This window comes from Amycolatopsis sp. NPDC059021 (assembly GCF_042739895.1).
In the GTDB taxonomy this organism is placed as follows: domain Bacteria; phylum Actinomycetota; class Actinomycetes; order Mycobacteriales; family Pseudonocardiaceae; genus Amycolatopsis.
In genome coordinates this window covers 104,506-118,693 of record NZ_JBHYIQ010000008.1, presented here as the reverse complement: position 1 = coordinate 118,693, position 14,188 = coordinate 104,506, and the positions used below count along the sequence as shown (strand labels likewise).

General features: G+C 69.6%; 11 protein-coding genes. 10 read left to right on the top strand and 1 reads right to left on the bottom strand.

The features are described 5' to 3' along the window. Nucleotides 1–15 precede the first annotated feature (15 nt). The 9 genes from egtD (at nucleotide 16) to ACFWX1_RS07005 (ending at nucleotide 9,393) form a co-directional block, all read left to right on the top strand. The gene (gene egtD, locus ACFWX1_RS07045; protein WP_378384801.1) at nucleotides 16–981 is read left to right on the top strand and encodes an L-histidine N(alpha)-methyltransferase; all 966 of its coding nucleotides are present in this window, start codon (nucleotides 16–18) and stop codon (nucleotides 979–981) included. Beyond that, nucleotides 974–1,450, top strand: coding sequence for a nitroreductase family deazaflavin-dependent oxidoreductase (locus tag ACFWX1_RS07040; RefSeq protein ID WP_378384673.1), 477 nt, complete (start codon nucleotides 974–976; stop codon nucleotides 1,448–1,450). The genes egtD and ACFWX1_RS07040 overlap by 8 nt, the downstream gene beginning before the upstream one ends. Nucleotides 1,451–1,593: 143 nt before the next feature. Beyond that, a complete protein-coding gene (locus ACFWX1_RS07035) occupies nucleotides 1,594–3,222 on the top strand; it encodes an alpha/beta hydrolase (protein WP_378384799.1) in 1,629 nt (542 codons plus the stop codon). Nucleotides 3,223–3,465: 243 nt separating this feature from the next. Beyond that, nucleotides 3,466–4,647 carry an EfeM/EfeO family lipoprotein gene (locus ACFWX1_RS07030; RefSeq protein ID WP_378384671.1) on the top strand — a complete coding sequence of 394 codons (1,182 nt, stop codon included), beginning with the start codon at nucleotides 3,466–3,468 and terminating at the stop codon, nucleotides 4,645–4,647. Nucleotides 4,648–4,679: 32 nt separating this feature from the next. Then, nucleotides 4,680–5,828 carry a Dyp-type peroxidase gene (locus ACFWX1_RS07025; RefSeq protein WP_378384797.1) on the top strand — a complete coding sequence of 383 codons (1,149 nt, stop codon included), beginning with the start codon at nucleotides 4,680–4,682 and terminating at the stop codon, nucleotides 5,826–5,828. A gap of 14 nt (nucleotides 5,829–5,842) precedes the next feature. Beyond that, entirely contained in the window at nucleotides 5,843–7,468 is a 1,626-nt protein-coding gene (locus ACFWX1_RS07020; RefSeq protein WP_378384669.1) for a phospholipase C, read from the top strand. A 72-nt stretch (nucleotides 7,469–7,540) separates the two neighbouring features. Continuing rightward, nucleotides 7,541–8,137, top strand: a complete 597-nt coding sequence (locus tag ACFWX1_RS07015; RefSeq protein ID WP_378384668.1) for a TetR/AcrR family transcriptional regulator — start codon at nucleotides 7,541–7,543, stop codon at nucleotides 8,135–8,137. 8 nt (nucleotides 8,138–8,145) lie between these two features. After that, the gene (locus ACFWX1_RS07010) at nucleotides 8,146–8,397 is read left to right on the top strand and encodes a DUF3703 domain-containing protein (RefSeq protein WP_378384666.1); all 252 of its coding nucleotides are present in this window, start codon (nucleotides 8,146–8,148) and stop codon (nucleotides 8,395–8,397) included. A gap of 285 nt (nucleotides 8,398–8,682) precedes the next feature. Next, nucleotides 8,683–9,393: an MgtC/SapB family protein gene (locus tag ACFWX1_RS07005; RefSeq protein ID WP_378384795.1), complete on the top strand. Its 711-nt coding sequence runs from the start codon at nucleotides 8,683–8,685 to the stop codon at nucleotides 9,391–9,393. Between the two features lie 124 nt (nucleotides 9,394–9,517). On the opposite strand, the gene acnA is transcribed toward ACFWX1_RS07005, so the two are convergent. Further along, on the bottom strand, nucleotides 9,518–12,346 hold the full coding sequence (acnA, locus tag ACFWX1_RS07000; protein WP_378384664.1) for an aconitate hydratase AcnA: 2,829 nt from the start codon (nucleotides 12,344–12,346) through the stop codon (nucleotides 9,518–9,520). A gap of 339 nt (nucleotides 12,347–12,685) precedes the next feature. Between acnA and ACFWX1_RS06995 the strand changes: the two genes are divergently transcribed. Further along, the gene (locus ACFWX1_RS06995) at nucleotides 12,686–14,035 is read left to right on the top strand and encodes an NlpC/P60 family protein (protein ID WP_378384663.1); all 1,350 of its coding nucleotides are present in this window, start codon (nucleotides 12,686–12,688) and stop codon (nucleotides 14,033–14,035) included. Nucleotides 14,036–14,188: the final 153 nt, after the last annotated feature.

Genomic DNA, 14,188 nt, shown 5'->3' with positions numbered 1-14,188 from the left:
TTTTTACCCCCCGGGATTCGGCACCCCCCCCGCCCCCGGGGGCCCGCCCCGGCGCACCGCGGGGCGCACGTCCGCGCAGGCCTGACCGCCGGGCAGAAATGGTTGCCCCCCAAGTGGTTCTACGACGCCGACGGCAGCGATCTGTTCGAGAAGATCACGGCGCTGCCCGAGTACTATCCGACCCGCAGCGAGCGGGAGGTGCTCGCCACGCGGGCCGGTGACATCGCCGAGCTCACCGGGGCGCACACCCTCGTCGAGCTGGGCTCCGGTTCGAGCGAGAAGACCCGGCTGCTGCTCGACGCGTTCGCCGGGCACGGCACGCTGGAGGCGTTCGTCCCGCTGGACGTCTCGGAATCCGCGCTGGCCGAGGCCACGGCCGCGATCTCCGCGGACTACCCGAAGCTCGACGTACGCGGCGTGGTCGGCGACTTCACCCAGCACCTCGACCGGCTTCCCGGCGGCCAGCCCCGGGTCGTGGCCTTCCTCGGCGGCACGATCGGGAACTTCCTGCCCGCCGAACGCGCCGCGTTCCTGCGCTCCGTGCGGGACGTGCTGGACGAGGGGGAGTGGCTCCTGCTCGGGACGGACCTGGTGAAGGACGCCGGCGTCCTCGAACGCGCCTACGACGACGCGGCCGGGGTCACCGCCGAGTTCAACCGGAACGTGCTGCGGGTGATCAACGCCCGGCTTGGCGCGGATTTCGACCCGGACGCGTTCGAGCACGTCTCGTACTGGGACGCCGAAAACGAGTGGATCGAGATGCGGCTGCGGTCACGCAAACGGCAGACGGTCGAAATTCCCGGTGCCGGGCTGGCCGTCGAGTTCGCCGAGGGCGAGCACATCCGCACCGAGATCTCGGCCAAGTTCCGGCCCGGCGGCGTCGAAGCCGAACTCGGGGCCGCGGGGTTCGCCGTCGAGCAATGGTGGACGGACTCACAGCAGCGGTTCGGGGTGAGCCTGGCAAGATCCGTACGTGGCTAATCCTCTTGCGGCGTTCGCTCGCGTGCTCGGCACGAAACCCTGGGTGATGAAGCTCGCGGGCGGGATCATCTGGGCCGACAAGAAGCTGCACCGGGCCTTCAAGGGCCGGGTCAGCCTGGTGGCGCTGGCGGGGCTGCCGTCGCTGCGGCTCACCACGACCGGGCGGAAGAGCGGGCTGCCCCGCAGCACCAACCTGCTCTACTACCCGGACGGCGACCGGTTCGTGCTCACCGGGTCGAACTGGGGCCGCCCGAACGACCCGGCGTGGACGTTGAACCTGCGGTCGTGCCCCGACGCCGAGATCGCGATCGCCGGAAAGGCGGTCGCGGTCACGGCGAAGGAGCTCGACGGCGAGGAGTACTCCCGGATGTGGCGGGAACTGCTGCGGTTCTGGCCCGGCTACGAAATGGAGCGGGTTGCCGCCGGTCGCCCGTTGCCCATTTTCGTGTTAACTCGTTCAGGTCGATAGCCTCCCACCATCCTTTCGGCCGGTGACGGGATTCGCCGGTTTGTGCCAGTCTCACCCCTGTGACGCGCGGTGACGCCGTACGTGCGCGGCGCCAGCGCGACCTTATGGGAGGAGAAGTTTTGCCGAGTTCCGCGAAGAGCCGGGTGCGCGCGGTCGCACTGGTGGGGGCGCTCGTGGCCGGTGCGGCGCTGACCGGGATGTCCGGTACAGCGGCCGCGGCGCCGGCCGGAGGCATTCCGGCAGCGCAGGTGGGAGCGACGAAACCGGTCGACTGGGGTGCTTGTTCGGCCGACACCCTGCGCGGGGTGCCCGCCGACCAGACGAAGTTCTACAGCTGCGCCCGGTACCGCGTCCCGATCGACCACGACGACGCCTCGCTGGGCACGATCGACATCGCCCTGCTGAAGCGCGCGGCGCGCACGCCGGACAAGCGGGTCGGGTCGTTGTTCCTGAACCCCGGTGGGCCCGGCGGTTCCGGGCTGCGGATGCCGATCAGCGGCACGGGCTACTTCCAGCCGCAGGTCGTCGACCGCTTCGACCTCATCGGCTTCGACCCGCGCGGGGTCGGCCAGAGCAACCCGCTGCGCTGCTTCACCACGCAGGAGGACGCCGAGGAGGTGAACAGCGCCCAGGTCGGCGTGCCGCTGAGCCGCGCGGAGATCTCCAGCACGCTGGCTTCCTACCGCGACCTCGGGCAGTTCTGCAAGAACAACTCGGGCGCGCTGCTCGACCACATGTCCACCAAGGACGTGGTGCGGGACCTCGACAAGCTGCGTGCGGCGGTCGGTGATCAGAAGCTGACCTACGTCGGTTTCTCCTACGGCACCCTGATCGGGTCCACGTACGCCGCGATGTTCCCGAAGCAGAGCCGGGCGATCGTCATCGACGGCAACGTCGATCCGGCGCTGCGCACCAGTGACGGCGTGCAGTACGACCGCGAACGGGCCCGTGGGTTCGAGATCTCGCTCGACGCGTTCCTGACCCGCTGTGCGCAGTCCGGGCCGAAGTGCGCGTTCAGCTCCGGTACCCCGAGGGCGAAGTTCGACGAGCTGCGCGATTACCTGCGTCAGCAGCCGATCAAGCTGCCCGGCGGCGGGTCGATCGACATCAGCCAGTTCACCAGCAGCGTCTCGAGCACGCTGTACCGGCCGGCCGGCTTCCCCGCGCTGGCCCAGGAATTGCAGAGCCTGTACGACGTGATCCACCCGGCGGCGGCCGCCACCGCGCAGGCCCAGTCGGCGCGGACGCTCAAGCTCGACGTGCTCGCGCCGGGCAAGAACGGCCTGGCCGATCTCGACCCGGACAGCCCCTACACCGGTGACGACTCGTACTTCGGGGTGAACTGCTCCGACAAGAAGATCACCATCAAGCAGGACAAGGTGCCGGGGCTCGCGGCGCAGTGGGAGCGGGAGTCGCCGACGTTCGGCCGCTACCAGATCTTCTCCGACGTCGCCGCCTGCCCGGTGTGGCCCGCCAAGCACCCGGACGTCTACCGCGGCCCGTGGCAGGTCCAGACCGAGAACCCGGTGGTCGTGGTCGGGAACTACTACGACCCGGCGACGCAGTATCTGTTCGCGAAGCGGATGGCGAACGAGCTCGGCAACGCCCGGCTGCTGTCGGTCGACGCGTTCGGGCACTGCATCCTCGGCAAGTCGCTCGGCGTGGACAAGGCCACGGCCGACTACCTGATCGATCTGAAGGTCCCGGCGGCGGGCCAGGTGTTCCAGCCGAACACCCAGCCGTTCCAGACGACCGCCACGGCGAAGGGCTGACCTCCCCCGGTCGTGGCCGTCCCCCAGGAAGGACGTCTTCGGTGTCCCCGACACATCGAAGGCGTCCTTCCGGCGTTCGCATGATCCTTCCGGGTGAACTTTCCGGGTCTCGCCGCTGACGTTCCGGTGGCCGCCGAACCGGACTATCCGCCGTGTTCGGCGCATAGCCGGAACTCGGCTTGCCAGCGAGACACGCGGTGCGTGAAGGTGAGCGCGAATCGTTCACGAGAGGGGAGAACGCGCGTGCTGCGTTCGGTGCGCGCCCGGTGGGCGGGCGCGCTGGGGGTGGTCCTGGTGGCGGGTGGCGCCGTGGTCGCCGTGACCTGGCCGGGGGAGCAGGCCACCCCGGCCGCGGCCGGGGCCGCGATCGAGGTCTCGCGCTCCACGTGCGGTGCCGGCTGGACGACGCCGAAGCCGGGGCCGCAGACCCTCCAGGTGCACAACAGCGGGGCGGCGAGCACCGAGGTCGAACTCATCGACCCGGCGACCGGGACCGTGTTCGGCGAGATCGACGGGCTCGGTCCCGGCACGACTCGCGCCCTGCCGGTCAATCTCGGCGACGGCGGCTACGCGTTCCGCTGTGTACCCGACGGAAGCTCGGCCTTCGTCGGGCCCACGGTGCGGGTTTCCGGCGGCGTCGCGCGGCCCGGCCCCGCTGTGGTCCCGGTGACCGACGCGGATCTGCTCGGCCCGGTCAAGGCGTACCACGGCTATGTGCTCGAAGGCCTCGGCAGGCTGGTCGCCGACGTGGCGGCACTGAAGACAGCCGTCCACAGTGGAGACCGGGCCAGGAGCGAGACGGCCTGGCTCACCGCGCATCTGACCTATGAACGGCTGGGGGCGGCCTACAACGCCTTCGGCGATTCCGACAAGGCCATCAACGGCCGTGCCACCGGGCTGCCCGGCGGCACGGCCGACCCGGGTTTCACCGGCTTCCACCGGCTGGAAAACGGGCTCTGGCACGGTGAAGCGATGCCCGCGCTGGCGGCCGTCGCCGACCGGCTGGCCGAGGACGCCGGCGCGCTGCGCGACGGGTTCGGCGACGCCCAGATCGACCAGAACGACCTCGGCCTGCGGGCCCACGAGATCATGGAGAACACCCTGCAGTTCGAGCTCACCGGCCGCGCCGACTTCGGCAGCGGCACCTCGCTGGCGACCGCGGTGGCCAATGTGGACGGCACGAGGGCGGTGCTCGACGTACTGCGCCCGCTGCTGGTCACCCGGTTCCCTGGTCTGTCCACTGTGGATACCTGGCTGGACAGGACGAAGCGGACGCTGGAGTCGGCGCGGCGTCCGGACGGATCGTGGACGCCGGTGGGACAGCTCGATCCGGCGCTGCGGCAGCGGGTCAACGGCAGCGTGAGCCAGCTGACCGAACTGCTCGCGCCGGTCGCGGCGATCGCCGAGCCGAGGAGGATCCGGTGAACCTGCGCCGCCGGAGTTTCCTGCGTGGCGCGATGGCCGCGGGTGCCGGTGCCGGGCTGGCCACCGGCTTGACGTCCAGCGCGCACGCCGCCGGCGGGGTCTCGTTCCACGGACCGCGGCAGGCCTCGATCCTCGCGCAGCCCGCTCGGCGGAGCGTCGTCGCGTCGTTCGACGTCATCGCACAGAACCGGGCCGAGCTGATGGATCTGCTGCGCGCGCTGACCGACCGGGCGCGGTTCCTGACGACCGGGGGAGCGCCCGCCGCGCTCGGCATCACCGGGCCGCCGTCCGACTCCGGGGTACTCGGGCCGGAGATCCCGGCCGGGCAGCTCGCCACGATCGTCGGCGTCGGCGCGTCGCTCTTCGACGGCAGATACGGCCTGGCGGACCGGAAACCGGCGAAGCTGAAGCCGATGCCGACGTTCCCCGACGACGCGCTGGAGGCAGCGTGGTGTCACGGCGATCTGAGCCTGACCCTGTCCGCCGAGGACAGTGACACGGTGCTGCACGCCCTGCGGGACATCGCCCGCGCCACCCGGGGCGGGATGCAGGTGCGCTGGAAGATCGACGGCTTCAGCTCGCCGCCCCGCCCGGACGGCACGCCGCGGAACCTGCTGGGCTTCAAGGACGGGATCGCCAATCCCGCGGCGTCCGAACTGGACGGTCTCGTGTGGACCCCCGCGCCGGGCGAGCCCGCCTGGACGACCGGCGGGACCTACCAGGTGATCCGGCTGATCCGGATGCTCGTGGAGTTCTGGGACCGGATTTCCCTGTCGGAGCAGGAGAACATGATCGGCCGCCGCCGGGACACCGGCGCCCCGCTCGACGGCGTCACCGAGACGGACGTCCCGCGGTTCGCCGAGGACCCCGTCGGCACGGTGATCCCGCTGACCAGCCACATCCGGCTCGCGAACCCGCGGTCTGCGGACACCGACGCGAGCCGGATCCTGCGCCGCTCGGTGAACTACGACCGCGGTGTCGACGGCAACGGGAACCTCGACATGGGGCTGATCTTCACCTGCTACCAGCGTGATCTCGAGCGGCAGTTCGAAGCCGTGCAGCAACGCCTGGCCGGGGAGCCGCTGGTGGACTACGTCTCGCCGTTCGGCGGCGGGTACTTCTTCGCGCTTCCGGGCGTCACCGGTCCGGACGATCACTACGGGCGAGCGTTGCTCGCATAGGAAAGGGACACACTGTGAAAGCAAGGGCAGGCGGGCGCGTGCTCGCGGCGGGCGCGCTGGCGGCCGCCGTGGTACTGGCCGCGGGAGCGTGTTCGAGTGGCGGCCAGGACTCGTCGAGCGGGCCGAAGCCCGCTCCCGGGCAGGCCGTGAGCGCCGACGCGGCGGCGACCGCGACGCCGATCAAGCACGTCGTGGTGATCTTCGGGGAGAACATCTCGTTCGACCACTACTTCGGGACCTATCCGAACGCGGCGAACAACGAGGGCACCCCGTTCACCGCGGCGCCGAACACGCCGCAGGTCAACGGGCTCAGCCAGGACCTGCTGACGCACAACCCGAACGCGTACAACCCGAAACGGCTGTCGCGCTCGCAGGCGATGACCTGCGACCAGGACCACGACTACAACAAGGAACAGGCCGCCTTCAACGGCGGCAAGATGGACAAGTTCGTCGAGAACACCGAGAAGGACAAGTGCACCGGGCAGCCGGTGCTGTTCGGTGAGCCCGGCCTGGTAATGGACTACTACGACGGCAACACCGTCACCGCGATGTGGAACTACGCCCAGCACTACGCGCTGAACGACAACTCGTTCAACACGGTGTTCGGCCCGTCCAGTCCCGGCGCGGTGAACCTGATCTCGGGCCAGACCCACGGGGCGCAGCCGGTCGACCCGGCCACCGGCGCGCCGAAGACCGATCCGAAGACGGCGGTCTCGCCGAACGCGAGCGGCCTCGGCACGATGATCGAGGACCCGGACCCGGCGTTCGACGACTGCTCGAACAAGAACCACACCGCCAAGGACAATCTCGCCGCGATGCAGGGCCGCACCATCGGCGACCTGCTCAACGCGAAGAACCTGTCCTGGGGCTGGTTCCAGGGCGGCTTCAAGCCGACCGGGAAGAACGGCGACTACGCGGCGTGCGACGCGAAGCACAAGAACGTCGGCGGTCAGTCCGTTGTGGACTACAGCCCGCACCACGAACCGTTCCAGTACTACAAGTCCACGGCGAACCCGAAGCACCTGCCGCCGAGTTCGGTGGCCGCGATCGGGGCGACCGACCAGGCCAACCACCAGTACGACACGGCCGACTTCGACGCCGCGCTGGCCGCGGGGAACATGCCGTCGGTGAGCTTCCTCAAGGCTCCGTCCTATCAGGACGGTCACGCCGGTTACTCGGACCCGCTGGACGAACAGGCCTTCGTGGCCGCCGAGGTCACCAAGATCCAGCAGTCGCCGCAGTGGGCCTCGACCGCGATCGTGCTGGCCTACGACGATTCGGACGGCTGGTACGACCACGTCGCTTCGAAGATCGTCAACGGCTCGAACGACCCGGCCCAGGACTCGCCGATGTGCACGTCGCAGCCCGTCAAGCTGGGTGGGTACTCCGACCGGTGCGGCTACGGCCCGCGGCTGCCGCTGCTGGTGATCTCGCCCTACAGCAAGGTGAACCACGTCGACCACACGCTGACCGACCAGACGTCGGTGCTGAAGTTCATCGAGGACAACTGGTCGGTCGGCCGCATCGGGGACGCCTCGTTCGACGAACAGGCCGGCTCGCTCAACGGCATGTTCGACTTCTCGGCCCCGAAGGCGAAGCCGGTGAAGCTCGATCCGCAGAGCGGTGCGGTCACGGGCTAGTCGAAAGCGGACCTCGTTTTGCAGGCCCTGCAGAACTTGCAGGGTCTGCAAAAGCTGCATAGTATGCAAAGCATGGCGGGGTCGGAGGGGCGACTGGAACGTCGCCGTGTGGCCAAGCGGGCGGCGATCCGGTCGGTCGCCGTCCGGCTGGCGCTCGAACACGGGCCGGACGCCGTCACCGTCGAGATGATCAGCAAGGCCGCCGACATCTCGCCGCGGACGTTCTTCAACTACTTCCGCGCCAAGGACGACGCGTTCTCGATCGAGCCGCACCAGTGGACGGCCGAGGAGATTCTCGGCGAACTCAAGGCGAGGCCGGTCGGGGAAGCGCCCGCCGAATCGATGCGGGTGGTGATCAGGGTGATGGCCGCGGCGGCCGATTTCGCGCATCTCGCCGCGGAATGGGAACTGTTGCAGCAGTTGTACGAGCGGCATCCCGAGCTGTTCTCCCGGATGCGGCTCGGTGAGGTCGACGCGGCCATCGCCGCGCTGAGCGCCGAGATCGCCGCGCGGCGCGGGACTGATCCCGCGCAGGACCTGTATCCCGGGATGCTCGTCGGCGCGTCGTTCGCGGCGTTGCAGGCGGCGGAAAACCAGGCTCGCCACGGTGAGCGGCCACTCGACGAGCTGATCGACGAGGCGTTCGATCTGCTCGTCCGCGGATTGTAGGGGGAGCGATGGAGACGTACGCGGACGAAATGGACGCGGGGCGGGAAGCGTTGGCGCGCAAGGACTGGCGGTCGGCCTACCGGCATTTCGGGCGGGCGCACGAACTCGGGCACGACGACCTCCGGCTGCACCTCGCCGCGCATCGCGGCCTGCTGCGGACGTCGTGGCGGTCGGGCCGCGTCGACCGGGTCATCGGGCAGGCGGTGCTGATGGCGGGCGCGGCGCTGTTCGATCGCAAGCCTCGCGGAGCACGCGCGTAACTGACCTCGTCGTCGGTGCGGTGCCGGTCGTGAGCGCGACGTGATGATCACCACGCGTCACCGGCGTGATACGGCCGTGCCGGTATAGTGGCCGAGGTTTCACCAGCCGAACAAGTACGGAAGCGAGGTGAGCGGCACATGCCGGAAGACAGTCCTGAGACGACCGGACGGATCCCGGGCGCCGTCACCTCGGCACCGCACGGGCGCTGAGCGCGCACGGGGTTTCTCCGGCCCTTCTCCCTGTCTGGCCTTGTGTACGCACGCCAGAAAAGAGCCGGGATCATGATGAACACCTTCGAAATGCTGCTCAGGGTCGGCACGGGCGTCGGGCTCGGCGCGGTCATCGGGTTCGAGCGGCAGTACCGCGCCAGGATGGCGGGGCTGCGCACCAACGCGCTGGTCGCGGTCGGCGCGACGTTGTTCGTGCTGCTGTCCGCGCACGGGTTCGGCGGGCTGTCCACCAGCGGTGACGCCGACCCGACCCGCGTCGCCGCGCAGATCGTGTCCGGCATCGGTTTCCTGGGCGCGGGGGTCATCCTGCGCGACGGGCTGAGCGTCCGCGGGCTCAACACGGCGGCGACGTTGTGGTGCTCGGCCGCGGTCGGCGCGTTGGCCGGAGCGGGACTGTACAGCGTCGCGGTGGCGGGGACCGTCGTGGTCGTCGCGGTCAACATCCTGCTGCGCGCGCTCGGCCGGGCGGTGGACCGCCGTCCCGACACCGGCGGCGAAACCCCCGCGCACTACACCTTCCAGGCCGTCACCCGGGACGACGACGAGGCACACGTCCGCGCACTGCTGGTGCAGGCCTTGACCCGCACCGACTTCCGGCTGCTCTCGGTGCTCAGCACGGACCGGCCGGACGACCACGCCGTCGAGGTGCGTGCCGAGCTGATCGGCGACCAGCGTGACGACGCGCAGATGGAGTCCGCGGTGTCCCGGCTGTCGCTGGAGCCCTCCGTCAGCAGCGTTCGCTGGGAGGTCCTGGTCGCGGCGTGATCACCGGGAAAGGAACCCGGTGAGCAGCTCGGCGAATCGGTGTTCACCCTAGCCACCAGCAAAAAACGGAGGCCCCCTTTCCTGCGCGGGAAAGGGGGCCTCCGGCGAACTCCGCCCGAAAGGGTCAGGAACGGGTCATCTTGCGCAGCACGTACTGCAGGATGCCGCCGTTGCGGTAGTAGTCCGCCTCACCCGGGGTGTCGATGCGGACGTCGGCGTCGAACTCCACCTTGGTGCCGTCGGCCTTCGTGGCGGTGACATGCACGGTCCGCGGGGTCTCGCCCTCGTTCAGCTTCGTGATGCCGGAGATGTCGAACGTCTCCGTGCCGTCGAGCTTCAGCGACGCGGCCGACTCGCGTGGGGGGAACTGCAGCGGGATGACGCCCATGCCGATGAGGTTCGAGCGGTGGATCCGCTCGAACGACTCGGTGATGACCGCGCGGACGCCCAGCAGCGAGGTGCCCTTGGCCGCCCAGTCGCGGGACGAGCCCGAGCCGTACTCCTTGCCGCCCAGGACGACCAGCGGCGTTCCGGCGGCGGCGTAGTTCTGGGCCGCGTCGTAGATGAACGCCTGCGGCGCGCCTTCCTGCGTGAAGTCGCGGGTGTAGCCGCCCTGCACGTCGTCCAGCAGCTGGTTGCGCAGCCGGATGTTGGCGAAGGTGCCGCGGATCATCACCTCGTGGTTCCCGCGCCGGGAACCGTAGGAGTTGAAGTCCTTGCGCTCGATGCCGTGCTCGACCAGGTACTGCGCGGCCGGGGTGCCCGGCTTGATCGCGCCGGCGGGGGAGATGTGGTCGGTGGTGACCGAGTCGCCCAGCTTCGCCAGCACCCGCGCACCGGAGATGTCGGTGACGGGGGCGGGCTCGGCGGCCATGCCCTCGAAGTACGGGGGCTTCCGGACGTAGGTGGACTTCGCGTCCCACTCGAAGGTCTTGCCCTCCGGGGTGGGCAGCGACTTCCAGCGCTCGCCGCCGTCGAAGACGTCCGCGTAGTCCTTGGTGAACATCTCCTGCGTGATCGCGTAGTCGATGGTCTCCTGGATCTCCTGCGCCGACGGCCAGATGTCCTTCAGGAAGACGTCGTTGCCGTCGGTGTCCTGGCCGAGCGGCTGGGTGGCGAAGTCGAAGTCCATCGTCCCGGCGAGCGCGTAGGCGATGACCAGCGGCGGCGACGCCAGGTAGTTCATCTTGACGTCCGGGTTGATCCGGCCCTCGAAGTTCCGGTTGCCCGACAGCACCGAGACGGCGGTGAGGTCGTTCTCCTGGATCGCGGCGGAGATCTCGTCCGACAGCGGGCCGGAGTTGCCGATGCAGGTGGTGCAGCCGTAGCCGACCAGGTGATAGCCCAGCTTCTCCAGATACGGCCAGAGGTTGGCCTTGGTGTAGTAGTCGGTGACGACCTGCGAGCCGGGCGCCATCGACGTCTTGACCCACGGCTTGACCGAGAGGCCCTTCTCGACGGCGTTGCGGGCGAGCAGCGCGGCGCCGAGCATGACCGACGGGTTGGACGTGTTGGTGCACGAGGTGATCGAGGCGATCACGACGGCGCCGTGGTCGAGGATGAACTCGCCGCGGTCGGCGCTGGACACCTTGACCGGCTTCGACGGGCGGCCGTTGCCGCCGTTGGCCGCCGACTGGATGTCGACGGCGTCCTCGTCCTTGAAGGACAGGGCGGCCGGGTCGGAGGCCGGGAACGACTCCTCGACGGCCTCGTCGACCTTGGTGTGCGGGGTTTCCTGCTCGCCGTCCACGTAGTCGTGGATCGACTTGCGGAACGACGACTTCGCGTCCGACAGCTCGATGCGGTCCTGCGGGCGCTTCGGGCCGGCGATGGACGGGACCACAGTGGACAGATCCAGCTCGAGGTACTCGGAGTACGACGGCTCGTGCGACGGGTCGTGCCAGAGGCCCTGCTCCTTGGCGTACGCCTCGACGAGCGCGACCTGCTCCTCGGACCGGCCGGTCAGCTTCAGGTAGCGGACGGTCTCCTCGTCGATCGGGAAGATCGCCGCGGTGGAGCCGAATTCGGGGCTCATGTTGCCGATGGTGGCGCGGTTGGCCAGCGGCACCTGGGCGACGCTCTCGCCGTAGAACTCGACGAACTTGCCGACCACGCCGTGGCGGCGCAGCATCTCGGTGATCGTCAGCACGACGTCGGTCGCGGTGACCCCGGCCGGGATCTCGCCGGTCAGCTTGAAGCCGACGACGCGCGGGATGAGCATCGACACCGGCTGGCCCAGCATGGCGGCCTCGGCCTCGATGCCGCCGACGCCCCAGCCCAGCACCCCGAGGCCGTTGACCATCGTGGTGTGCGAGTCGGTGCCGACGCAGGAGTCGGGGTAGGCCTGCCCGTTGCGGGACATCACCGTGCGCGCGAGGTGCTCGATGTTGACCTGGTGCACGATGCCGGTGCCCGGCGGGACGACCTTGAACTCGTCGAAGGCGCCCTGGCCCCAGCGCAGGAACTGGTAACGCTCGCGGTTGCGCTCGTACTCGATCTCGACGTTGCGCTCGAAGGCGTCGGCGCGGCCGAACACGTCGATGATGACCGAGTGGTCGATGACCAGCTCGGCGGGCGCGAGGGGGTTGACCTTGTCCGGGTCGCCGCCGAGGTCGGTGACCGCCTCGCGCATGGTGGCGAGGTCGACGACGCACGGCACGCCGGTGAAGTCCTGCATGATCACGCGGGCGGGCGTGAACTGGATCTCGATCGACGGATCGGCGCTGGGGTCCCAGCCGCCGAGCGCGCGGATGTGGTCGGCGGTGATGTTCGCGCCGTCCTCGGTGCGCAGCAGGTTCTCGAGCAGGATCTTCAGGCTGTAGGGCAGGCGCTGCGAGCCCTCGACCTTGTTCAGGCGGAACACCTCGTAGGAGGCGTCGCCCACCTTCAGCGTGTCTTTGGCGCCGAAGCTGTCCTTGCTGGCAGGTGCAGTCACGTCTAACTCCAGTGGCATGGACTCGCGCCGTTACGACGTCCGTCCCGGGTCAGTTCGGTGTGTTCTCCAGGCCGTCGGGGCGACCGGGAGCGAGTCTTGCGCACCCCCACCGTAGGTCCGGATGCGGGATGGCACACCTCGTCCGTCCCCTCAAACAGTACGCGCGTCCTGTTTTCACTTCAAGACGACACGCCTGTGACGCGGGCCGGGCGGACACACCTGGCCGCAGGGGTCACCCGATGTGGGGATTTGTTGCCTACGGTGTGTAAGTTTCTGATGGTGCTTCTGATAATGATGTGACAGCAGGGGCATCGGGTGTCTATGACCGGTGTGTGACCGACTGGGAGGTGGCGGATCGTGCCGATCCGGCGGGGCGAGCGGGACGGGGTCCGGAGAGGGCTGGCCGTCGGCGCGTTCGGGCTGGCGATCCTGCTCGGGGTCACCGGGGTGGGCGCCGCGGCGCCGCCACCGCCGCCGAATCCGAGCGATTCGGAGATCGACGCGGGCAAGGCCGCGGCCAATGCCAAGGCCGGCGAGGTCGGCAAGCTCACCAACCAGCTGGCGCAGGCCGAGCAGCGGCTCACCCAGCTGCAGAGCGACCTCGAGTCGAAGCAGGAGCTGGCGAACAAGGCGCGCGTGGACATGGAAGCCGCGCAGGACGCCGCCTCGCAGGCCGATCGTGACGCGAAGAACGCGCGGGTCGAGGCCGACGCGGCCGCCGGCGCCATCGAGAAGGCACGCGCCGATCTGAAGACGTTCGCCACCGCGAGCTTCGAGCAGGGCAGCACGATCGGATCGGTGTCGGCCTACCTCGGTTCGAACAGCCCCAAGGACATGCTCTCGCGGGCGCAGCTGCTGGAAGCGGTCGGCGGCAAGCGGCTGAACGCGCTGGAGGCGTTGCAGCAGGCGCAGACGGAGAAGTCCAACAAGGACGCCGCCGCCCGCAAGGCACTCGACGTCGCCCAGCAGAAACAGGCCGCCGCGCAGCAGGCGAAGGCGGGCGCGGACGCCGCGCAGGCGACCGCCGTCGAGGCACGGCGGAACCAGGCCGCGCAGAACGGCCAGCTCGAGGCGCAGAAGTCCGATGTGGAGCAACAGCTTTTCGCCGCGCAGCAGAAGGTCGACGGCCTCCAGGGACAGCGTCAGCGTTACGAGGACTGGCGTGCGCAGAAGGCGCGCGAGGAAGAGGAACGGGCCCGGCAGGCCGCGCTGCGCAACTCGGGCAATGGCAACAGCGGCGGAGGCGGCGGCGCGTGGCGCGATCCGGGTCCGTCGGCGCCGGCGGGCGCGACGGTCGAGGCCGTGATCGCGCGGGCGATGTCCAAGCTGGGCCTGCCCTACGCCTGGGGTGGTGGCAACGCGAGCGGCCCGACCTACGGGATCCGCGACGGCGGGGTGGCCGACGCCTACGGCGACTACAACAAGATCGGCTTCGACTGCTCGGGCCTGATGATCTACGCGTTCGCCGGGGTGCGCTCGCTGGTGCACTACAGCGGCTACCAGTACACCTCGGGGCGCCAGGTCCCGATTTCCCAGATGCGCCGCGGCGACATGCTGTTCTGGGGCTACCCGGGCAACGTCCACCACGTCGCGCTGTACCTCGGTGGCGGGCAGATGATCGAGGCGCAGGAGTCCGGGACGGTCGTGCACGTGACGTCGGTGCGCTACGGCGAGATCATGCCGTACGCGACGCGTCTCATCGGCTGACCGGCACAGGGTTTTCCTTCGACGGGCGGGGGGGGGGCCCCCCGGGGGGCGCCCCCCCCCCCCCCCCCCCCCCCCGGCTTGGGCGCACACCCACCCGACGTCGATCGCCCCCTCCCCCCGGGGCCGTGCCCCCCGGGAGTGGGGGGTGGTGTT

Coding starts and splice junctions, on each gene's coding strand:
- ACFWX1_RS07015 (WP_378384668.1), top strand. CDS start 7,541: ATGGCGGGGTCGGAGGGGCGACTGGAACGTCGCCGTGTGGCCAAGCGG.
- ACFWX1_RS07010 (WP_378384666.1), top strand. CDS start 8,146: ATGGAGACGTACGCGGACGAAATGGACGCGGGGCGGGAAGCGTTGGCG.
- acnA (WP_378384664.1), bottom strand. CDS start 12,346: ATGCCACTGGAGTTAGACGTGACTGCACCTGCCAGCAAGGACAGCTTC.
- ACFWX1_RS07025 (WP_378384797.1), top strand. CDS start 4,680: ATGGCCGCGGGTGCCGGTGCCGGGCTGGCCACCGGCTTGACGTCCAGC.
- ACFWX1_RS07005 (WP_378384795.1), top strand. CDS start 8,683: ATGAACACCTTCGAAATGCTGCTCAGGGTCGGCACGGGCGTCGGGCTC.